19 protein-coding genes and 1 pseudogene are annotated in these 19515 nt (G+C 70.9%); 12 read left to right on the forward strand and 8 right to left on the reverse strand.

Going from position 1 to position 19515, the window contains the following annotated elements:
- Positions 1-102: 102 nt before the first annotated feature.
- Entirely contained in the window at positions 103-1065 is a 963-nt protein-coding gene (locus tag BJ986_RS03815; RefSeq protein ID WP_179420797.1) for a hypothetical protein, read from the reverse strand.
- Between the two features lie 142 nt (positions 1066-1207).
- On the opposite strand from BJ986_RS03815, the gene xseA reads away from it, so the two are divergent.
- Together xseA and BJ986_RS03825 are read left to right on the forward strand one after the other, a co-directional pair.
- Entirely contained in the window at positions 1208-2383 is a 1176-nt protein-coding gene (gene xseA / locus BJ986_RS03820; RefSeq protein ID WP_238338213.1) for an exodeoxyribonuclease VII large subunit, read from the forward strand.
- Between the two features lie 11 nt (positions 2384-2394).
- Complete coding sequence (locus BJ986_RS03825) at positions 2395-2649, forward strand: exodeoxyribonuclease VII small subunit (protein WP_179420799.1); 255 nt, start codon at positions 2395-2397, stop codon at positions 2647-2649.
- Positions 2650-2701: 52 nt separating this feature from the next.
- On the opposite strand, the gene BJ986_RS03830 is transcribed toward BJ986_RS03825, so the two are convergent.
- Positions 2702-3259 carry a DUF4245 domain-containing protein gene (locus tag BJ986_RS03830; protein ID WP_337794784.1) on the reverse strand — a complete coding sequence of 186 codons (558 nt, stop codon included), beginning with the start codon at positions 3257-3259 and terminating at the stop codon, positions 2702-2704.
- A gap of 96 nt (positions 3260-3355) precedes the next feature.
- Between BJ986_RS03830 and glpX the strand changes: the two genes are divergently transcribed.
- The 4 genes from glpX to BJ986_RS03850 are packed head-to-tail and all read left to right on the forward strand — an operon-like array spanning position 3356 to position 7663.
- Positions 3356-4387 (forward strand): class II fructose-bisphosphatase, encoded by a 1032-nt coding sequence (glpX, locus tag BJ986_RS03835; protein WP_179420801.1) that lies wholly within the window; start codon positions 3356-3358, stop codon positions 4385-4387.
- A 57-nt stretch (positions 4388-4444) separates the two neighbouring features.
- Positions 4445-5362, forward strand: coding sequence for a PfkB family carbohydrate kinase (locus BJ986_RS03840; RefSeq protein ID WP_179420802.1), 918 nt, complete (start codon positions 4445-4447; stop codon positions 5360-5362).
- A gap of 46 nt (positions 5363-5408) precedes the next feature.
- Positions 5409-7130, forward strand: a complete 1722-nt coding sequence (locus tag BJ986_RS03845) for a fumarate hydratase (RefSeq protein WP_179420803.1) — start codon at positions 5409-5411, stop codon at positions 7128-7130.
- 14 nt (positions 7131-7144) lie between these two features.
- On the forward strand, positions 7145-7663 hold the full coding sequence (locus tag BJ986_RS03850; protein ID WP_179420804.1) for a beta-class carbonic anhydrase: 519 nt from the start codon (positions 7145-7147) through the stop codon (positions 7661-7663).
- Positions 7664-7749: 86 nt separating this feature from the next.
- Here the strand turns inward: BJ986_RS03850 and BJ986_RS03855 are convergent, their stop codons facing one another.
- Positions 7750-8172 carry an Ohr family peroxiredoxin gene (locus BJ986_RS03855; RefSeq protein ID WP_179420805.1) on the reverse strand — a complete coding sequence of 141 codons (423 nt, stop codon included), beginning with the start codon at positions 8170-8172 and terminating at the stop codon, positions 7750-7752.
- Between the two features lie 106 nt (positions 8173-8278).
- Here BJ986_RS03855 and BJ986_RS16570 point away from each other — a divergent pair.
- A pseudogene (locus tag BJ986_RS16570) lies at positions 8279-8953 on the forward strand (FAD-dependent oxidoreductase); the annotation flags it as partial.
- A gap of 61 nt (positions 8954-9014) precedes the next feature.
- On the forward strand, positions 9015-9503 hold the full coding sequence (locus BJ986_RS16575; RefSeq protein WP_337795461.1) for an FAD dependent oxidoreductase family protein: 489 nt from the start codon (positions 9015-9017) through the stop codon (positions 9501-9503).
- Here BJ986_RS16575 and glmM read toward each other — a convergent pair.
- The 3 genes from glmM to rplM form a co-directional block, all read right to left on the reverse strand.
- Positions 9481-10836, reverse strand: coding sequence for a phosphoglucosamine mutase (glmM, locus tag BJ986_RS03865; protein WP_179420806.1), 1356 nt, complete (start codon positions 10834-10836; stop codon positions 9481-9483). The two genes, BJ986_RS16575 and glmM, sit on opposite strands and share 23 nt — an antisense overlap.
- A 163-nt stretch (positions 10837-10999) precedes the next feature.
- Positions 11000-11503, reverse strand: a complete 504-nt coding sequence (gene rpsI / locus BJ986_RS03870; RefSeq protein ID WP_179420807.1) for a 30S ribosomal protein S9 — start codon at positions 11501-11503, stop codon at positions 11000-11002.
- Between the two features lie 9 nt (positions 11504-11512).
- Entirely contained in the window at positions 11513-11956 is a 444-nt protein-coding gene (gene rplM / locus BJ986_RS03875) for a 50S ribosomal protein L13 (protein ID WP_179420808.1), read from the reverse strand.
- Between the two features lie 270 nt (positions 11957-12226).
- On the opposite strand from rplM, the gene BJ986_RS03880 reads away from it, so the two are divergent.
- Both BJ986_RS03880 and BJ986_RS03885 read left to right on the forward strand, forming a co-directional pair.
- Positions 12227-12838, forward strand: coding sequence for a winged helix-turn-helix domain-containing protein (locus BJ986_RS03880; protein ID WP_179420809.1), 612 nt, complete (start codon positions 12227-12229; stop codon positions 12836-12838).
- A complete protein-coding gene (locus tag BJ986_RS03885) occupies positions 12835-14115 on the forward strand; it encodes an MFS transporter (RefSeq protein WP_179420810.1) in 1281 nt (426 codons plus the stop codon). The genes BJ986_RS03880 and BJ986_RS03885 overlap by 4 nt, the downstream gene beginning before the upstream one ends.
- Here BJ986_RS03885 and BJ986_RS03890 read toward each other — a convergent pair.
- A complete protein-coding gene (locus BJ986_RS03890; protein WP_179420811.1) occupies positions 14112-15344 on the reverse strand; it encodes an MFS transporter in 1233 nt (410 codons plus the stop codon). The genes BJ986_RS03885 and BJ986_RS03890 overlap by 4 nt on opposite strands.
- A gap of 77 nt (positions 15345-15421) precedes the next feature.
- Here BJ986_RS03890 and BJ986_RS03895 point away from each other — a divergent pair, with 77 nt between their 5' ends.
- Positions 15422-15937 (forward strand): MarR family winged helix-turn-helix transcriptional regulator, encoded by a 516-nt coding sequence (locus BJ986_RS03895; RefSeq protein ID WP_179420812.1) that lies wholly within the window; start codon positions 15422-15424, stop codon positions 15935-15937.
- Positions 15938-16059: 122 nt separating this feature from the next.
- On the forward strand, positions 16060-17631 hold the full coding sequence (locus BJ986_RS03900) for an alpha-amylase (RefSeq protein ID WP_179420813.1): 1572 nt from the start codon (positions 16060-16062) through the stop codon (positions 17629-17631).
- A 100-nt stretch (positions 17632-17731) separates the two neighbouring features.
- Here the strand turns inward: BJ986_RS03900 and BJ986_RS03905 are convergent, their stop codons facing one another.
- Positions 17732-19414, reverse strand: coding sequence for an ATP-binding cassette domain-containing protein (locus tag BJ986_RS03905; RefSeq protein WP_179420814.1), 1683 nt, complete (start codon positions 19412-19414; stop codon positions 17732-17734).
- Positions 19415-19515 lie beyond the last annotated feature (101 nt).

Genomic DNA, 19515 nt, shown 5'->3' on the forward strand with positions numbered 1-19515 from the left:
TCCGCGGTGGGGCCACCGAGGGCCCGCCCGATCCGCAGGGACGGTATGCCGCGTGGAGACCACGCGGCATACCTCGCCCGCACGGTCAGGAGCGCCGCGCGGTCAGTCGGCCACCAGTGACGCGTTGGAGTAGGGGTAGAGCTGGACTACGAAGGGCAGGCCCGAGCCCCGGCGGGCCGTGACCCGGCTCGTCCACGCACCGCAGTCGACCCCCGCGGGGAGGGGGACTGCAAGGTCCAGGGTCACCCCCGTGTGGTGGGTCAGCTGGTCGAAGGTCCGCACGAGAGCAGAGCTGGTCTTGCCCACGCAGGCGGGGTTGCTGGCCCGGAGCGAGGCCTGCAGCACGTAGGTGGTCGAACCGGAGCGCGGGAAGGTCCCGCGGGGGCACCCGGCACCGCCCGTGCCGTAGCAGTTCGTGAGGAAGATGTCGGAGAGCGCCGTCAGCCGGGTGGCGCCAGCCGGCGCCCGGAAGCCGTTCACCTGGACGGCAGTGCGTTCGGTGGTGTCCGAGGCGGGGAAGAAGACGGCGCCGCCGGTGCGGGTCGAGAGGGCCCAGTCCCCCACCGCAACAGGCCCCCGTACGTCGCCGAGGAAGGCGCTCTCGAGCCGGACGCGGGCGGGGATGGTCGCCGAGTGCGAGTCGGTGTAGACCAGAAGGCGGCACACCCAGGTGCCTGCGGCCGGTGCGACGAACAGCTGTCGTACGACGATCGTCGTCACGCCGTCGCGAGCCAGCAGGTTCGTGCCTCCCCAGGTCTCCTGGACCGAGGGGCCGGCGCGTCGGCCACAAGCGATCTTCTGTCCCACGGCGTTGCGGTCCGGGGTCCCGTGGGAGACCTTCGACTCACTCCGCAACAACCGGGCCTCGCCGGCCCGGAGGTTCTCCAGGGTGAGCGTCGCCCGGACCTCTCCCGGGCCGGCGAGCCGCTCGTACATCCAGATCCCTGGCGGGGCGTGGGCGATCTCGACATAGGCCTCGGCCGGCTGGGCGGCCAGCACCACGGCCACCAGCGCCGTCATGACCGCCAGGACCTTGCGCCGAACACCCCCGCGACTCCCCACCATGCGAGATGTATAGCGCAACCCGGCCGGCGCCGGTGCCACCTCCTAGAGTGAGCCCGTGAGCGGCCCAGAACAGCGACCGACGCTGCCCGACAAGGCCGCGGACACCTCCGCCGAGTCGCCGTGGCCGGTGCGGCTGCTGAGCATGCGCATCGCCGAGTACGTCGAGAAGATGTCGGTGCTGTGGGTCGAGGGCCAGGTCGTCCAGCTCACGCGGCGCCCCGGGCAGCGCACCGCCTACCTCACCCTGCGCGACCCGGACGTCGACATGTCCCTGTCGGTCGCGATCCAGGTCAACGCCCTGGACGCCATGCCGACACCGCTCACCCAGGGGGCCCGGGTCGTCCTCCAGGCCAAGCCGGTCTTCTGGACCCAGCGCGGCTCGCTGATGCTCGACGCACGTCAGATCAGGCCGGTCGGCATCGGCGAGCTGCTCGCGCGGGTCGAGCACCTCAAACGCACCCTCGCCTCCGAGGGACTGTTCGATGCAGAGCGCAAGCGCCCGTTGCCGTTCCTGCCGCGGACCGTCGGGCTCGTCTGCGGGCGCGCGGGCGCCGCCGAGAAGGACGTCGTCGAGAACGCCCGCAGACGCTGGCCCACGGTCAGGTTCGCGATCCGTGAGGTCGCCGTGCAGGGTGGTTCGGCCGTGCAGGAGGTGATGGCGGCCCTGCAGGAGCTGGACGCCGACCCCGAGGTGGACGTCATCGTCATCGCCCGCGGCGGTGGGTCGGTCGAGGACCTCCTGCCGTTCAGCAACGAGGCCCTGGTCCGTGCCGTGGCAGCCGCCCGCACGCCGGTGGTCTCCGCGATCGGGCACGACGTCGACACCCCCCTGCTCGACCACGTCGCGGACTGGCGCGCCTCGACCCCGACCGACGCGGGCAAGCGGGTGGTGCCTGACGCGCAGGCCGAGCGCCACGGCATACGCCAGTCACGTGACCGGGGTCGACGGGCGCTGCACGGACGGATCGCCAGCGAACGACGGCAGCTCACCGCGCTGCGCTCACGTCCCGTCATGGCACGTCCCGCCGCCATGATCGACGCCCGTCGCCAGGAGCTCGACGCCCTCACCGACCGTGCCCACCGGCGCGTGCTTGCCTCCGTGCACCGCGCCGCCGACCAGATCGACCACCTCCGAGCACAGGTCCGGACCCTGTCGCCGCTGTCCACCCTCGAGCGTGGGTATGCCGTGGTGCAGCACCGCGACGGGCGCGTGGTCACCGACCAGGACGACGTCGCCGTGGACGAGGTGCTGAGGGTGCGGGTGGCTCGGGGAGACTTCGCGGCGAGGGTCGTCGGCCTGCCCGACCGGGCCGGTTAGGCTGCTGGACCATGGCCAAGGCAGCAGACAGGGTGACGGCTCCGGGCGTCGACATCGCGTCCGACGAGCCGGCGAACGCCGACGTCGCGGGGCTGTCCTACGAGCAGGCGCGCGACGAGCTCATCAGCGTGGTGGCCCTGCTCGAAGGCGGGCAGCTGGGACTCGAGGAGAGCATGCGGCTGTGGCAGCGAGGCGAGGCCCTCGCCTCGCACTGCAGCACATGGCTCGACGGTGCGGAAGCCGCGCTCAACCAGGACGAGGACTAGCCCGGCGTCAGCTAGCCCGGCGTCAGCTAGCCCGGCGTCAGCTAGCCCGGCGTCAGCTGGTCCGGACGGGCCGGAGTGTCCCGGCGAAGGCCTCGAGCTCCTCGAAGGTGCCGGTGCCGGTCACGATCGTGGTGAGCTCGGTGGGCCCCTGGGCGCGGTGGACCAGGCTGTTCTGCACCTTGCCGCTGCGCACGTAGGTGCCCCACGTCCTGCCCCCGGCCTGCACCTCGCCGGTGTGCGCGGCGCGGTTGGTCTGGGCCTCGACCCACGCGGCCGTCGCGTCCTTGGTCTGTTCCAGCGCGATGTAGTTGCCGGTCGGCGTCTGGTAGCCCGCGTGCCACGTCATCAGCCCACCCGTGGAACGCACGTAGCGGACGCTGGTCGCCTTCCAGCCGTCAGGCAGTGCCACGGGGCGCTCGATCGGCCAGCCACTCTCCTTGGCGACCTCGACAGAGGCGCCGGGGACGTCGACCGGGGGCTGCGAGACGCTGTTGACGCGGGGCACGATCGCGATGAGCGCGGCCACGATGACGCCGATGACCAACAGGGACCGGACGATGTTGGCCACGGAACCGTTGGCGTACGAACTGCGGGGGGCGGGCTCACTCACGCCCCCATCGTCCCTGACCCACACCGCCCGGCGCCAACCGGCCCCGCCACCGATAGGCTTCGGGCGCTCACCCGTCGCCGCGTGAAGGATCGATGCATGTCCGAGCAGCACCTTCCCTCGTCCCTGCGCGTGGGTGTCGAGGCACCTGACCGCAACCTCGCCCTGGAGCTGGTGCGGGTGACGGAGGCGGCCGCCATGGCGGGTGGTCGCTGGGTCGGCCGCGGCGACAAGAACGGCGCCGACGGCGCCGCTGTCGAGGCGATGCGGGCCCTAATCAGCACCGTCTCGATGAAGGGTGTCGTGGTCATCGGCGAGGGCGAGAAGGACGACGCCCCGATGCTCTACAACGGCGAGGAGGTCGGCGACGGCCTCGGGCCCGAGTGCGACGTCGCCGTCGACCCCATCGACGGCACGACCCTGACCGCCAAGGGCCAGTCCAACGCGGTCTCCGTGCTCGCCGTGTCGGACCGTGGGTCGATGTACGACCCCAGCGCGGTCTTCTACATGGACAAGCTCGTCACCGGTCCCGACGCCGCGGACGTCGTCGACATCCGCCTCCCGGTCGCCGAGAACATCAGGCGGATCGCCAAGGCCAAGAAGGAGACCGTCGAGGACGTCACCGTCGTCATGCTGGACCGGCCGCGCCACCACGAGCTGGCCGCGCAGGTGCGCGATGCCGGGGCCCGGCTGCGGTTCATCTCCGACGGCGACGTGGCGGGCGCCATCATGGCGGCGCGCGACGACACCGGCATCGACCTGCTGCTCGGCATCGGCGGGACCCCCGAAGGCATCATCACCGCCTGCGCGATCAAGTGCCTCGGCGGCGTCATCCAGGGCCGCCTCTGGCCCCAGGACGACGACGAGCGCCAGCGCGCGATCGACGCGGGGCACGACCTCGACCGGGTCCTGTCGACCGACGACCTCGTCACCGGCGAGAACTGCTTCTTCGTGGCCACCGGCATCACCGACGGGGAGCTGCTCAGGGGTGTTCGCTACCGCGCCGGTGGGGCGACCACGCACTCCCTGGTGATGCGCTCCAAGTCGGGCACCATCCGCCTCATCGAGAGCCACCACCAGCTCGCCAAGCTGCGGGCGTACTCGTCCATCGACTTCGACCACGCCGGCTGACCGCAGCCCAGCGCTCGGCCGCCCCGACCGCCAGCCCCCCGAGGAAAGGCAGCTCACGTGCACGTCAGGAACCTCGTCATCGGTGAGGCACTCGTCGACATCGTCCTGGACAGCGCAGGGACCAGGGCCGAGCACGTCGGAGGCAGCCCGGCCAACGTCGCCATCGGGCTCGCCCGACTGGGCCACGACGTGGACTTCGCCTGCCGCCTCGGGCGGGACGAGCGCGGTGAGCGGATCGCGTCCCACCTGCGCTCGCACGGGGTGACCGTGCTGCCCCAGAGCTTCGGCGAGCTGCCGACCTCGACCGCGCTCGCCACCCTCGACGAGCACGCCACCGCCACCTACACCTTCGACCTGCACTGGGACCTGCCCGCCATCCCCCTGCCCGACGGCACCGGCCACCTCCACACCGGGTCGCTGGGCACCATCCTCGAGCCCGGGGCGCAAAGCGTCACCGATGCCCTGGTCCGGGGGCGCGAGCACGGCACGGTGTCCTACGACCCCAACATCCGCCCGGGGATCATGGGTGAGCTCGAGCCGGTGCGGGCTCGGGTCGAGGAGCTCGTCCGGCTCAGCGACGTCGTCAAGGCCTCGGGGGACGACCTGGCCTACCTCTACCCCGACGAGAGCGCGGGGGCGGTGATGACCCGGTGGCTGGGCCAGGGCCCGAGCCTCGTGGTCGTCACCCTCGGCCCCGACGGCGTGGCCTACCGGGTCGCGAGCGGTCCGGACGAGAGCCGGGCACCGACGGCCGCTCGCACGGTCGTCGACACCGTGGGAGCCGGTGACTCGTTCATGGCCGGACTGCTGTCCGGCCTGCTCGCCTCCGGCCTGCTCGGGGACCCGGGTGCACGCGAGCGCCTGCGCAGCGCGACACTGGAGGATGTCCGACCGGCCGTCGAACGCGGCATAGCCACCAGCGGGGTCACGGTCGGCAGGGCCGGGGCCTATGCCCCCGGCCTCGACGAGCTGTGACCGAGGCGGGTCCGCGGACCTCGCGCACGAAGGAGAGCTGAGCCCGATGACCGATCTGGACCTCCACCTCGAGGCAGACCCCGACACCGGGTCCGACTTCACCTACGTGGACCTCCTGCCCATCGGCCCGGACGAGACCGAGTACCGCCTGGTCACCACCGAGGGCGTGTCCACCGTCGAGGGCCCCGGCAGCCGCACGTTCCTCCAGGTCGAGCCGCAGGCGCTGCGGACCCTGACCGAGACGGCGATGCACGACATCGCGCACTACCTGCGCCCCGCGCACCTGGCCCAGCTCCGGCGGATCATCGACGACCCGGAGGCGAGCAACAACGACAAGTTCGTGGCGCTGGACCTGCTCAAGAACGCCAACATCGCCGCCGGTGGGGTCCTGCCGATGTGCCAGGACACCGGCACCGCGATCGTGATGGGCAAGCGCGGCCAGCACGTGCTCACCTCGGGCACGGACGAGCGCGCCATCGCCGGTGGCGTCTTCGACGCCTACACCCGCCTCAACCTGCGCTACTCGCAGATGGCGCCCCTGACGACGTGGGAGGAGACGAACACCGGCTCCAACCTGCCGGCCCAGATCGAGCTCTACGCCGACACCGCACCCGGGCACGAGACGGCATACAAGTTCCTCTTCATGGCCAAGGGGGGTGGCAGCGCCAACAAGTCGTTCCTCTACCAGGAGACCAAGGCGGTCCTGAACCCCGAGCGGATGCTGGCCTTCCTCGACGAGAAGCTGCGGTCCCTGGGCACGAGCGCCTGCCCGCCGTACCACCTGGCCATCGTCATCGGCGGCACCAGCGCCGAGTTCGCGCTGAAGACAGCGAAGTACGCCTCCGCCAAGTACCTCGACGAGCTGCCCCGCTCCGGCTCGAGCAGCGCACACGGCTTCCGTGACACCGAGCTCGAGGAGCGGGTCCTCGAGCTGACCCGCAACTTCGGCATCGGGGCCCAGTTCGGCGGCAAGTACTTCTGTCATGACGTCCGGGTCGTCCGGCTCCCCCGTCACGGTGCCTCGCTGCCCATCGCCATCGCCGTCTCGTGTTCCGCCGACCGGCAGGCGCTGGGCAAGATCACCCCCGAGGGAGTCTTCATCGAGGTCCTCGAGCGGGACCCCGCACGGTTCCTGCCCGAGACGACCGACGAGCACCTCGACGACGAGGGCGACGACGTGGTGCGCATCGACCTCAACCGCCCGATGGACGAGATCCGCGCAGAGCTCACGAAATACCCTGTCAAGACACGGCTTTCGCTCTCGGGTCCGCTGGTGGTCGCCCGTGACATCGCGCACGCCAAGATCAAGGAACGGCTCGACGACGGCCTCGGTATGCCGCAGTACCTCAAGGACCACGCGGTCTACTACGCCGGTCCGGCCAAGACCCCGCAGGGCTATGCGAGCGGCTCGTTCGGGCCGACGACCGCGGGTCGGATGGACTCCTACGTCGACCAGTTCCAGGCCGCGGGCGGCTCGATGGTGATGCTGGCCAAGGGCAACCGGTCGAAGCAGGTCACCGACGCGTGCGAGGCGCACGGGGGCTTCTACCTGGGGTCGATCGGCGGACCGGCCGCCCGGCTGGCCCAGGACTGCATCAAGTCGGTCGAGGTGCTGGAGTACCCAGAGCTCGGCATGGAGGCCGTCTGGAAGATCGAGGTCGAGGACTTCCCGGCCTTCATCGTGGTCGACGACAAGGGCAACGACTTCTTCGCCTCCACGACCAGACCGATGGCCATGTCCATCCCGAAGCGACCAGGACTGCTGTGAAGGAGAACCCTGACATGACCGAGAACGCTTCCACCGCAACCGGTTTCGACGACCTGCTCGAGGCCAACCGTACCTACGCCGCGACCGACTTCACGACGGGCGGCTTCGACGGCATCGCCCACGCGGGTGTCGCGATCGTCACCTGCATGGACTCGCGGATCGACCCGCTGCGGCTCGTGGGCCTCTCCCCGGGCGACGCGAAGATCTTCCGCAACCCCGGTGGCCGGGTGACCTCCAACGCCCTGGAGGCGCTGGTCCTGGGGGTGCACCTGCTCGGGGTGAAGCGCATCCTGATCGTCCCCCACACCCGGTGCGCGATGGCCAGCCACACCGAGGCCGAGCTGCGTGAACGGGTCGGCGCCTCCGCCGGTCAGGACGCCTCCTGGCAGGGCTTCCACGTGATCGACGACCAGCGCGAGGCCCTGCTCGCCGACGTGCGCGCCGTCCGGTCACACCCCCTGATCGGCGACCAGGTCGCCGTGGGGGGCTTCATGTACGACGTCGACACGGGCCTGCTCGACCGGATCGTCTGACGCCGCACCGTCTGACGCCGGATCGTCTGACGCGCACCGGGGAACCACCCGGCACGGCGGCAGGCGATCTCGGTGCGGTGTCGCCGTCAGGCCAGGGCGACGGTGACGTCGATGTTGCCGCGGACGGCCTTGGAGTACGGGCACCGCTCGTGCGCCGCGTCGACGAGCTGCTGCGCAGTGCTGCGATCGAGTCCCGGGACGTTGGCGACGAGCGCCACCGCGAGCCCGACGCCGGTGTCGGTCTTGCCCAGCGTCACGGTGGCGGTGACGGTGGAGTCCGAGGTGTCCAGACCCATCGCGGTCGCCACCGAGTTGAGCGCGTTGCCGAAGCAGGCCGCGTAGCCGGAGGCGAAGAGCGTCTCCGGGTTGGCCTTGGGGTTCGCCTTGCTGCCGGGCTTGCCCAGCTTGAGGTGGACGACGCCGTCCTCGCTCGTGACGTGTCCCGCACGACCGCCCTGGGCAGTGGCGGCGATGGAGTACAGCGGCTCGGTCAGGGACTCGTGGGGCATGGCGGCTCGCATTCGGTCGGCGGCAGGTGCTGACATCCTCGAACCGGACGTCGTCGGTGGCAACCATCCCGGCGCTCGGCGAATTCCGCCGCCCTAGGCTTGGAGGATGCCGACGCCGCTGCGCCTCCTCGTGGTCGGCGGCGGGATCATCGGACTGGCCGTCGCCGAGCGGCTGTCCCGTGAGTACCCCGGCGCCCACGTCACCCTCGTGGAGAAGGAGGACAGGTGGGCTGCCCACCAGACCGGGCGCAACAGCGGAGTCATCCACTCGGGCCTCTACTACGCGCCCGGCTCGAAGAAGGCCCTCATGTGCCGCGCCGGAGCCGCGTCCATGGTCGCCTTCGCCGAGCAGGAGGGCGTCCCCCACGAGATCTGCGGCAAGCTCGTCGTCGCCACGCGGGAGGACGAGCTTGCCGGGCTGGCCCGGCTGCACGAGCGCGGGCTCGCCAACGGTCTGGTCGTCACGCGGCTCACCGGGGCGCAGGCCAGGGACCACGAGCCACACGTCAACGCCCTGGCGGCGCTCCATGTGCCGGCGGCGGGGATCATCGACTACGCCGCCGTGTGCACCGCTCTCGTGCGGCGCCTCGAGGGGGCCGGCGCCACCCTGGTGCTCGGCGCGGAGGTCCTCGGCGCCGTCCGGTCCGGGCCGACGACCATCGTCCGCACGACCCGTGGCGACTTCGCGGCGGACCTGGTCGTCGCGTGCGCCGGCCTGCAAGGGGACGAGGTGGCGCGCCGACTCGGCCACCGGCCATCCGCGCGGATCGTGCCGTTTCGGGGCGAGTACTTCGAGCTGACGCCCGCGGCCACCCCCCCTGGTCCGCAACCTCATCTACCCGGTGCCGGACCCCGACTTCCCGTTCCTCGGGGTGCACCTCACCCGCGGGGTCGGCGGGCACGTCCACGCGGGGCCGAACGCCGTCCTCGCGTTCGCGAGGGAGGGGTACGACTGGCGCACGGTGCGTCCGCGCGAGCTGTGGGACACCCTGACGTACCCCGGTCTCTGGCGCCTGGCGCGACGGAGCTACCGCACCGGGTCCGCCGAGATCGCCCGCTCGCTGTCACGCCACAGGTTCGCCGAGAGCCTGCGTCGCCTCGTGCCCGACCTCCGCGACGAGCACCTGGTGCCGGCGCCGGCCGGGGTGCGGGCCCAGGCGATGAGGCGCGACGGCTCCCTGGTCGACGACTTCCTCATCGAGCGGTCAGGGTCGGTGGTGCACGTCCTCAACGCCCCGTCGCCAGCAGCCACGAGCGCCTTCGAGATCGCCCGCCACATCGTCGGCCTGCTCCAGATGGAGGACGACGTCAGAGGGCCAGCCGCGCCCTGACGACCTCGACGAGGCGGTCGGCGACAGCCTGGGCGTGCTCCTGCTCGCCGGCCTCGACCATGACTCGCACGACGGGCTCGGTGCCCGACTTGCGCAGCAGCACCCGACCCGTGCCGGCGAGCGCCACCTCCTCCGCCTTGACGGCCTGCTGGAGCTCTTCGTCGGACTCGACCCGCGACTTGTCGACGCCCTTGACGTTGACCAGCACCTGAGGCAGCCGGCGCATGACGGTGGCCAGCTCGGACAGCGGCCGACCGGTCTCGGCCACCCTCGCGGCCAGCATGAGGCCGGTCAACACCCCGTCGCCGGTGGTGCCGTGCTCGAGGAAGATCACGTGTCCGCTCTGCTCGCCCCCGAGGGAGTAGGAGGACGCCCGCATGTCCTCCAGGACGTAGCGGTCGCCCACCGCGGTCTGCCGCATGGCGATTCCCTCACGTTCCATCGCCTGGACGAGGCCGAGGTTGCTCATCACGGTCGCGACCAGGGTGTCCTTCGCCAGGGCTCCGCGCGACTTCAGGGACACCGCGAGGATGGCCATGATCTGGTCGCCGTCGACCTCGACGCCGTCGGCGTCCACGGCGAGACAACGATCGGCGTCGCCGTCATGGGCGATGCCGAGGTCGGCACCCCGACGGATGACGGCGGCCTTGAGGTGGTCGAGGTGGGTCGAGCCGTAACCGTCGTTGATGTTGAGCCCGTCGGGCTCGGTGCCGATCTCGAACACCTCGGCGCCGGCCAACCGGAACACCTCGGGCGAGACCGAGCTGGCAGCTCCGTGCGCCCCGTCGATGACGACCTTGAGGCCGTCCAGCCGGTTGGGCAGGACGGTCAGCAGGTGGGCGATGTAGCGGGTGTGACCGTCGGGCATGTTGACGACGCGACCCACATCGGCCCCCGTCGGCCGGTCCCAGTCCTGGTCCAGGCGCGCCGCGATCTCGTCCTCGATCTGGTCGTCCAGCTTGTGTCCGCCCGCGGCGAAGAACTTGATGCCGTTGTCGGGCATGGCGTTGTGCGACGCCGACAGCATCACGCCGAAGTCCGCATGGGTGTCAGCGGTGAGGAAGGCGATCGCCGGGGTCGGCAGCACGTTCGCGTGGTAGACGTCCACCCCGGCCGAGGCCAGGCCCGCGATCACGGCAGCGGAGAGGAACTCGCCGGAGGCGCGGGGGTCCCGGCCGACGACGGCCTTGGGCCGCCGGCCAGCACGGCGGGCATCGTCACCCAGGACGTGCGCGGCGGCCACGCTGAGGCCGAGCGCCAGCTCTGCCGTGATGTCGACGTTCGCGAGACCGCGAACACCATCGGTACCGAAGAGTCGTGCCGTGGTGGGCATGGAGGAGAACCTTTCCGACGATCAGGACGCGCACCCGGCATACCTCGAGGGGCCTGCTCCGAGCGCGCGGATGAAACTGGTGCGAACCTACTCCTGCGAATGCCGCAGGCGGCACCCGAGTTCTCGGGTGCCGCCTGGGCGGTGCTGCTGGCAGGAGCCAGGATCAGCGCTTGGAGTACTGAGGTGCCTTGCGGGCCTTCTTGAGACCAGCCTTCTTGCGCTCCGGCACGCGGGCGTCGCGGGTGAGGAAGCCGGCCTTCTTGAGCGCCGGACGGTTCAGCTCCTCGTCGATCCCGTTGAGCGAGCGGGCCACGCCGAGGCGGACCGCGCCGGCCTGGCCGGAGGGGCCACCACCGTGGACGCGCACGAGCACGTCGTAGGCGCCGTCCAGCTCGAGCAGCGTGAGCGGCTCGTTGACGATCTGCTGGTGGACCTTGTTCGGGAAGTACTGCTCGAGCGAACGCCCGTTGATCTTCCACTCACCGGTGCCGGGCACGATGCGGACGCGGGCGATGGCCTGCTTGCGGCGACCGGTCGCAGCGCCGGGCGCGGTGGCGCTCGCGCGACGCGTCGGCTCGTCGGAGACGGGGCCCTCGGACTCGGAGGTGTACTCGGTCAGCTCGACCTCGTCACCCTCGAGCGGGGTCTCAGTGTTGATGTCAGTCACAAGAAATCCTTACTGGGAGACCTGGGTCATCTCGAACGGGACGGGCTTCTGGGCGCTGTGCGGGTGCTCGGAGCCTGCGTAGACCTTGAGGTGGGTCAGCTGCTCACGACCGAGCGTCGTGTGCGGGAGCATGCCGCGGACGGCCTTCTCCACGGCCTTGGCCGGGCTCTTGGCGAGCAGCTCGGTGTAGGAGGTGCTCTTGAGGCCGCCCGGGAAGCCGGAGTGGCGGTAGGCCTTCTTCTGCTCGAGCTTCGAGCCGGTGAGGGCGACCTTCTCGGCGTTGATGATGATGACGAAGTCACCACCGTCGACGTGGGGGGCGAACGTGGTCTTGTGCTTGCCGCGCAGGAGGATCGCGGTCTGGCTCGCCAGACGACCCAGGACGATGTCCGTGGCGTCGATGACGTGCCAGGTGCGAGTGACCTCGGCCGGCTTCGGGGTGAAGGTGCGCAAAGTTCTGAACCTTTACATCGGGAAGTACATGAGGAAATGCGATGGTTCGGCATGCCGCGTGCGCCCGAGGCGCCCGGCCCGCGGAGCGGTCCGGTGTGTCGCCTGTCGAGGGCGCACGGCACAACAGTGATCAAGTTTACGGGTCCGACGCCTGGCACCCAAATCGCTGCGCACAGCCCCTCGAACAGCCTCTGACCTGCGCAGATGTCTGCGCACACTTGTCGTGCACAACAGTTGTGCAAACAGACTGTGCAAAGGTATTGTGCACGCATGGCCACTTCTCGCACCCAGCTCGGCGACCTCACCGGCGTGCGTCTGGACGCAGCCGCCCTCAAGGTCCTGGCCCATCCCCTGCGGTCGCGGCTGCTCAGCGCGCTGCGCGTGGACGGCCCCGCGACGGCCACGGGACTCGCGGCCAGGCTCTCGACCAACTCGGGCGCGACCTCCTACCACCTGCGCAAGCTCGAGTCGGTGGGACTGGTGTCGGACACCGGCGAGGGCGAGGGCAAGCGCCGGCTCTGGCAGGCGGCCACCGACTTCCACACGTGGGAGCCCAGCGACTTCGCGGGCGACGAGGACTCCGAGACGGCCCTCAACTGGCTGGTCCGCGACTACGCCCGCCACTTCGCCGAGCAGTTCGGGCGCTGGCTGGACACGGAGGGCACCTGGCCGGTGGAGTGGCGCGACGCCGCCGGCATGAGCGACAACTTCGTCGTCGCGACTCCCGAGCAGGTCGAACAGCTCAAGGCCGAGATCGACGAGCTGCTCCTGAGGTACCGCCGGGTCGGGCAGGGGAACCCGAGGGCGCGGCGCCTGGCCGTCTACAGCGCCATCTACCCCCTGGACCTCGACCGGGTCCCCACCGGCAAGGACCAGCCGTGACCACCCTCTCCCCCGCCGCGGCCAGGCGCGTCTTCCTCACCCTCAGCACGACCCGGTGGCTCCCCGTCGGCTTCGTCGTCGGCATCTTCACGCTGATAGCCCGCGAGCGCGGCCTCACGGTCCAGCAGATCACCCTCTACGTGACCGCGCAGGGGATCATGGTCTTCCTGCTCGAGCTGCCGACCAGTGGGCTCGCCGACGCCCTGGGACGACGTCCGCTCCTGATCGTCGCGGGCGTGGTGAACATCGCCGCCGGGGTCGCGTACCTCGTCGCACACTCGTTCTGGCAGTTCGCGCTCGCAGCGGGCCTGATGGGCGTCTACCGCGCACTCGACTCCGGCCCGCTCGAGGCGTGGTACGTCGACACCGTGCACGAGCGCGAGCCTGGCGCCGACGTCCACCGCGCCATGTCGGCGCAGGGCGTCCTGGTCGGGATCGGCCTGGGCGGCGGCGCCCTGGTGTCCGGCGCCCTCGTCGCGTGGCACCCGTTCGCCGGGTCGAGCGCCCTGCTGTTGCCGGTGCAGGTCTTCGTCGCCCTGTGCGTCGTGCACCTGGTGGCCACCCTGGTCCTGCTGCGCGAGACGCCCCACACCGACAGCCGGCTCCGCTCCCGGGTGGTGGACTCCGTCCGCGAGACCCCGGTCGTGGTGCGCGACGGACTCCGCCTGGTCACCCGCAACCGCGTGCTCGCCGGCCTGGTCCTCGTCGAGCTGTTCTGGGTCATCGGGATGACGGCGTACGAGACGCTGATGCCCCTGCGCCTGTCCGACCTGCTCGGCTCGGCGACGACGGCGGGCGCGTGGATGGGTCCGGCAGCGGCAGGGGGCTGGGCGCTGTTCTCGGTCGGGTCCTGGCTCGGCGGTCGCGCCGCGGACCGGTTCGGGATGGTGCGGGCCGCCGTCCTCGGTCGCCTCCTCAACGGCCTCGGAGTCGTGGCGATGGGTCTGGCCCTCGGACCCGCCGCACTGGTCGGGGCCTACCTGGTGACCTACTCGCTGCACGGGACCGCGAGCCCTGCGTATGCCGGCCTGTTGCACCGCGAGGCGAGCGCGACGAACCGCGCGACGATCCTGTCCCTCGGCTCCCTCGTCATGCAGGCCGGTGGCGCCGTGGCGGTGCCCCTGCTGGGCGTGCTCGCCGCCCACACCTCGATCCCCACCGCCATGGTCGTCGCCGGAGCCGTCAGCACCATCGGCTTTGTGTGCTTCCTGCCGGCCTGGCGCCGCGAGCGCACCCGCCCCCAGCCGGCGGTGGTCGAGGACGTCGCCACTGCCTAGCCGGCCGTGGCCAGGGCCGGTTCGGCAACGGGACGGCCAGTCGCTCGACGAAGCTCACGCGACCCCCGGACCAGCATCGGCGCGAACGACGCGAGGGCCATCACGACGGCAGCCACGAGGACGACCCGGCTGGTCCCGTAGGCGTGCGCGAGCGGCCCGGCCAACGCGTTTCCGGCCGGGATCGCGACGAACGACGTGAGGATGTCCCACGACGACACGCGTGCGAGCACCGCGTGCGGCACCCCGTCCTGGAGCGCGGTGTCCCAGCAGACCGAGAAGTACATCAGGCCGCCGAAGGCAACCATGGCCGCGCCGATGACGACGCCCAGGTGACCCGGCCAGGCGAATGCCGCTGCGAAGAGCGACATCAGGGCCACGCACGGCCAGCCGACGAAGAGCGGGCGGCTCGGCGGCACGCGCAGTGCGAAGAGACCACCGACCAGCCCGCCCGCCCCGGACGCGGCGGAGATCCAGCCGAGCGCCGTCGGGCCGCCGAGGTCGCGCACCGCGATGACGTCGATCAGCACCGTGACGGCGCCGAAGGCCGCGTGGTATGCCGTGGCGGCCAGCAGGCCCGCAAGCAGCCAACTGCGACTGGTGACCTCGTGCCAGCCCTCCCGCAGCTCCGCGAGCATCCCAGCGCGCGGCGCGCGTGGTGCGTCGACCCGGATGGCCGCGACGGTGGCCGCCGAGACGAGGAAGGAGACGGCATTGACCACGAAGGCCCAGGGCGCGCCTGCCCAGGCCACAAAGACACCCGCCGCGGCGGGGCCGAGGATGAAGGCGGAGTTCTGGAGGATGTTGAGGGTGGCGTTCGCCGCGTGCCGCCGGTCGGCCGCGACCAGCAGCGGACGCAGTGAGACGAACGCCGGCCCGAAGAAGGCGGCGGCACCACCGGTCACGGCGGCGAGCGCGCAGAGCAGCAGCACGCTGTGTTGGCCGGTGGCGAAGTAGCCGGCAGTGGCGAACGCGCTCAGGGCACGCACGCCATCGCTGGCCACCATGAGGCGGCCCGGAGACACCCGGTCGGCCCAGACCCCGCCGACGAGCGTGCCGGCCAGGCGGGCCGTCATGGTGGCCGCGAGGACAAGGCCCAGGTGGCTGGCGGTGCCGCCACCGGCGAGGACGGCGACCGCCAGCGCGATCGGCGCGAACGCGTCGCCGAACCACGACAGACCCTGGCCGGTGGCCAGCAGGCGAAAGGCCGAGGGGGCGGGTGTGGAGGTCATGTCGTCAACATTAGTACGCCGTCTAACTATCTGTCATCTAATTCTCAGATGGTATCCAGATCTGCCACACTGGTGGCATGGCGAAGCGGCAGGCAGCGGAGCAGGAGCAGGACTGGGTCGACCAGCACGTCGAGCGGTGGCGACGCACCTTCAAGGGTTTCGACCCGGAGGTCGAGGGGGCCCTGGTGCGGATCGGCGCGATCAACCGGCACGTCAAGCGCGCCAATGCGGCCGCCTTCGACGAGCTCGGGCTCGGCCCGGCCGAGTACGACACCCTGCACACCCTGCTCATCCAGCCCGAGCCCAACGAGACGACGCCGGCCCAGCTCGCGGAGGCGTGCCACGTGACGCGCGCCGCGATGACGTCCCGACTGGACCGGCTGGTCGACCTGGCCTACGTCACGCGCGAGAGCGATCCTCTCGACCGGCGCCGGATCATCGTCCGGCCCACGACGGCAGGGCGTGCGGTGTGGAAGCAGGCCCTCGAGCTCGCCGTGGTCCGCGAGAAGCAGTCCATGGCGGTCCTGAGCGAGCCGGAGAAGCTGCAGCTCAACGTCCTGCTGCGCAAGATCGTCCTCGGCCTCGAGAGCTGACCCGGCCGACCGGGGCTGGCCCAGGTCCAGCCACCCGACTTGCGAGGGGTGGGGAGACTGCCACGATGGACGAGGACCGCCGTGTCCGCGCGGTCCCCTGACTGCAGCACAAAGGAGTGCTCATGGACCGAGATCTCAACGCGCCCCGCCTGCGTCCACCGTGGGGAACACGGCGCACCGCGATGGTCACGGTGGCGGCCGTGGCGGCCGGGTTCGCCCTGTGGTTCGCGACGTCGGCAGACGCCAATGGTGACGATGGCCACCGCACCGATGCACCCGGTGTGACCGCCAACATGTTCGAGTGGAACTGGAGCTCGGTGGCGCGCGAGTGCACGAACCACCTGGGGCCGGCCGGGTTCCGGGGAGTCCAGGTGGCACCCCCGGCGGACTCCCTGAAGCGGACGTCGCTCGGCAACGGCAGTGACACGGTGCTGCACCCGTGGTGGGAGGTGTACCAGCCGGTCGACTACACCCTGACCAGCCGGATGGGCACCGCGGCGCAGTTCGCCGCCATGGTGAGCACCTGCCGCCAGGCAGGGGTCAAGGTCTATGTCGACGCCGTGATCAACCACATGACCGGCCAGGGCAACACCTCCTACGGGGGCCAGTCATACACCCACTTCAGCTACCCGGCCGTCCCCTACACCGCGGCCGACTTCCACCAGAAGGGCACCGGCCCGAACGACTGCTCCTCGAGCTCGGGCGGCATCGAGGACTTCAACAACGTCCACCAGGTCTTCAAGTGCGAGCTCCTCGGTCTCGCCGACCTCAACACCTCCGACCCCGGCGTGCAGTCCCGGCTGGCCGCCTACCTCAACACGTTGATCGGCTATGGCGTGTCGGGCTTCCGCGTCGACGCTGCCAAGCACATCGGCCAGGCAGACCTCGACGCGATCTACCGGCAGCTCCACCGGACCAAGGACGGACTGCGCCCGTACTGGGCCCTGGAGGTGTTCGGCGGTGGTCCCGGCATCCTCTCGCCCCAGGCCTTCACCACCAGCGGGAGCGTCCTCGGGCTCGACGGCGTCAAGCAGATCCGCGACGCCTTCAAGAGCTACCCCGACCAGCACATCGGCAGCCTCGCCACGCTTCAGGTCTTCGGGTCCGGGTCCGGGTTGACGCCCAGCGACAGGACGCTGTCCTTCGTGACCAACCACGACACGGAGCGCAATGGCGACGCCCTGAGCTACAAGGACGGCAGCCGGTACCTCCTGGCCAACGAGTGGCTGCTGGCCTCTGGCTACGGCTCCCCACAGGTCTTCTCGGGCTTCACCTTCAGCAGCCCGGACGACTCCCCGCCCTCTGACGCGAACGGCATCATCACCGACGCGGACTGCGGCACCGGACGGTGGACGTGCACGCACCGGAACCCGGGCATCGTCGGCATGGTCGGCTGGCACAACTATGTCGGGAAGGCGCAACGGGCCAACTTCTATACCGACGGTGACAACGTCATCGCCTTCAGCCGGGGCAACCGGGGTTGGGCCGCCTTCAACAACGGCACGTCGCCGAAGACCATCACCGTCCAGACGGGGCTCCCCGGGGGCGACTACTGCAACGTCCTGGCGAGCCAACGCTCCGGGTCCGGCTGCACCAACGGCGCGCCCCCGGTCCACGTGGATTCGCACGGCCTCGTGACGACCACGGTCGGCCCGTCCGGCGCGGTCGGGCTCGACAGGGCGAACAAGCTCTGAGCCGCCACAGGTGGGACGCCGGGCACCGTGCCCGACGTCCCACCGGGGCGGTGACCGTCCCACGGCAGTGCTGACATCACGCCACGACCTCCGCGTCCGGTCAGCGGGCGCGGGCGACCCGCCCCTCGTCCCAGACAGGTTCGTCCGACTCGTAGACGCGGCCGTCGGCGCCGAACACCAGGAACCGGTCGAAGCCCCGCGCGAACCAGCGGTCGTGGGTGACGGCGATGACGGTGCCCTCGAAGGCCTCCAGCCCCTCCTCGAGGGCCTCGGCCGAGTGCAGGTCGAGGTTGTCGGTGGGCTCGTCGAGCAGCAGGCAGGTGGCGCCGGACAGCTCGAGCAACAGGATCTGGAACCGCGCCTGCTGGCCGCCCGACAGGGAGTCGAAGGTCTGCTCGCTGGCGCGGGCCAGGCCGTACCGGTCGAGGACGCGGGCCGCCTCCTCGCGCGGTCGTCCGGTCCGGTGCTCGTCACCGCGGTGCAGGATCTCCAGCAGGGTCCGGCCCACCAGTGCCGGCTGCTCGTGCGTCTGGGCGAACCAGCCGGGCCTGACGCGCGAGCCGAGCCGCAGCCGACCGGTGTGGGTCACCGGCGTGGGCTGGATGTCGCCCACGGGGCGGTGCTCGGCGTCCGGGTCACTGCCACCGCAGGCGACCAGCCGCAGGAAGTGCGACTTGCCCGACCCGTTGCTGCCCAGGACCGCGACGCGTTCGCCGAACCAGATCTCGAGGTCGAACGGCTTCATCAGGCCGGCCAGCTCGAGCCGCTCGGCGATGACCGCACGCTTGGCCGTGCGACCCCCTGTGAGGCGCATCCGGACGTTCTGCCGAGGCGGCACCGCCTCGGGCGGACCAGCCTCCTCGAACCGCCGCAGCCGCGTCTCGGCCGCCTGCAGCTTGGGTGCCATGTCGGAGTTGTAGGCCGCCTTCTGGCGGTACATGATCACCAGCGCCTTGAGCTTGGCCTGCTCCTCGTCCCAGCGGCGGCGCAGCTCCTCGAGCCGGGAGTTCCGGTCGTCGCGCGCCTGCTGGTAGGTCGCGAACCGACCGGGGTGGACCCACAGCGTCGAGCCGGCGCCGCCGGGTTCGAGGGTCGCCACCCGCGTGGCCACCCGGTTGAGGAGCTCGCGGTCGTGGCTGACGAACAGCACCGTCTTGGCGGAGGCGATCAGCTGTTCCTCGAGCCATCTCTTGGCCGGGACGTCGAGGTAGTTGTCCGGCTCGTCGAGCAGCAGCACCTCCTCGGGACCGCGCAGCAGCGCCTCGAGCACCACCCGTTTCTGCTCACCGCCCGACAGCGTGGTGACCTTGCGCCACTGCGCCTTGTCGAACGGCATACCGAGGGCTGCGACGGTGCAGACGTCCCACAGCGTCTCGTAGTCGTAGCCGCCCACGTCGCCCCACGTGACCAACGCCTGCGCGTAGGCCATCTGGTCGGCCTCGCTGTCCCGTTCCATCATCAACAGCTCGGTGCGGTCGATCTCGGCGGCCGCTCGGCGCAGCGGTTCCGGGGCCACCGAGAGCAACAGGTCACGCACGGTCGACTCGTCACGGACCGACCCCACGAACTGGCGCATCACCCCCAGGCCACCGGAGCGGGTCACGGCACCCTCGTGGGCCACCAGGTCCCCGGCGATGATCCGACCGAGCGTCGTCTTTCCCGTGCCGTTGGGGCCGATGAGCGCCACCTTGGCACCCTCCCCGACCCGCAGCGAGACGTCGCTGAGCAGCGGCCTGCCGTCGGGCAGGGCGAAGCTCACGGTGTTGATGTCGAGGTGTCCCACGGGGTCAAGGGTGCTGTACGCGACCCCCGCGCGTCATCTCAGTTCTCTGGCCGGGCGGAACGGGACGAAACCCGCCCCAGCATCCCAGCTCGCCTCCTGGT

Origin of the sequence: Pedococcus badiiscoriae (assembly GCF_013408925.1) — a bacterium.
Taxonomy (GTDB): domain Bacteria; phylum Actinomycetota; class Actinomycetes; order Actinomycetales; family Dermatophilaceae; genus Pedococcus; species Pedococcus badiiscoriae.

Excerpts from the sequence above, each read along its gene's own strand:
- glpX (WP_179420801.1), top strand. The coding sequence starts at position 3,356 with ATGTCCGAGCAGCACCTTCCCTCGTCCCTGCGCGTGGGTGTCGAGGCA.
- BJ986_RS03825 (WP_179420799.1), top strand. The coding sequence starts at position 2,395 with ATGGCCAAGGCAGCAGACAGGGTGACGGCTCCGGGCGTCGACATCGCG.
- BJ986_RS03845 (WP_179420803.1), top strand. The coding sequence starts at position 5,409 with ATGACCGATCTGGACCTCCACCTCGAGGCAGACCCCGACACCGGGTCC.
- BJ986_RS03880 (WP_179420809.1), top strand. The coding sequence starts at position 12,227 with ATGGCCACTTCTCGCACCCAGCTCGGCGACCTCACCGGCGTGCGTCTG.
- xseA (WP_238338213.1), top strand. The coding sequence starts at position 1,208 with ATGCGCATCGCCGAGTACGTCGAGAAGATGTCGGTGCTGTGGGTCGAG.
- BJ986_RS03815 (WP_179420797.1), bottom strand. The coding sequence starts at position 1,065 with ATGGTGGGGAGTCGCGGGGGTGTTCGGCGCAAGGTCCTGGCGGTCATG.
- BJ986_RS03850 (WP_179420804.1), top strand. The coding sequence starts at position 7,145 with ATGACCGAGAACGCTTCCACCGCAACCGGTTTCGACGACCTGCTCGAG.
- glmM (WP_179420806.1), bottom strand. The coding sequence starts at position 10,836 with ATGCCCACCACGGCACGACTCTTCGGTACCGATGGTGTTCGCGGTCTC.
- BJ986_RS03895 (WP_179420812.1), top strand. The coding sequence starts at position 15,422 with ATGGCGAAGCGGCAGGCAGCGGAGCAGGAGCAGGACTGGGTCGACCAG.
- BJ986_RS03890 (WP_179420811.1), bottom strand. The coding sequence starts at position 15,344 with ATGACCTCCACACCCGCCCCCTCGGCCTTTCGCCTGCTGGCCACCGGC.
- BJ986_RS03900 (WP_179420813.1), top strand. The coding sequence starts at position 16,060 with ATGGACCGAGATCTCAACGCGCCCCGCCTGCGTCCACCGTGGGGAACA.
- BJ986_RS03855 (WP_179420805.1), bottom strand. The coding sequence starts at position 8,172 with ATGCCCCACGAGTCCCTGACCGAGCCGCTGTACTCCATCGCCGCCACT.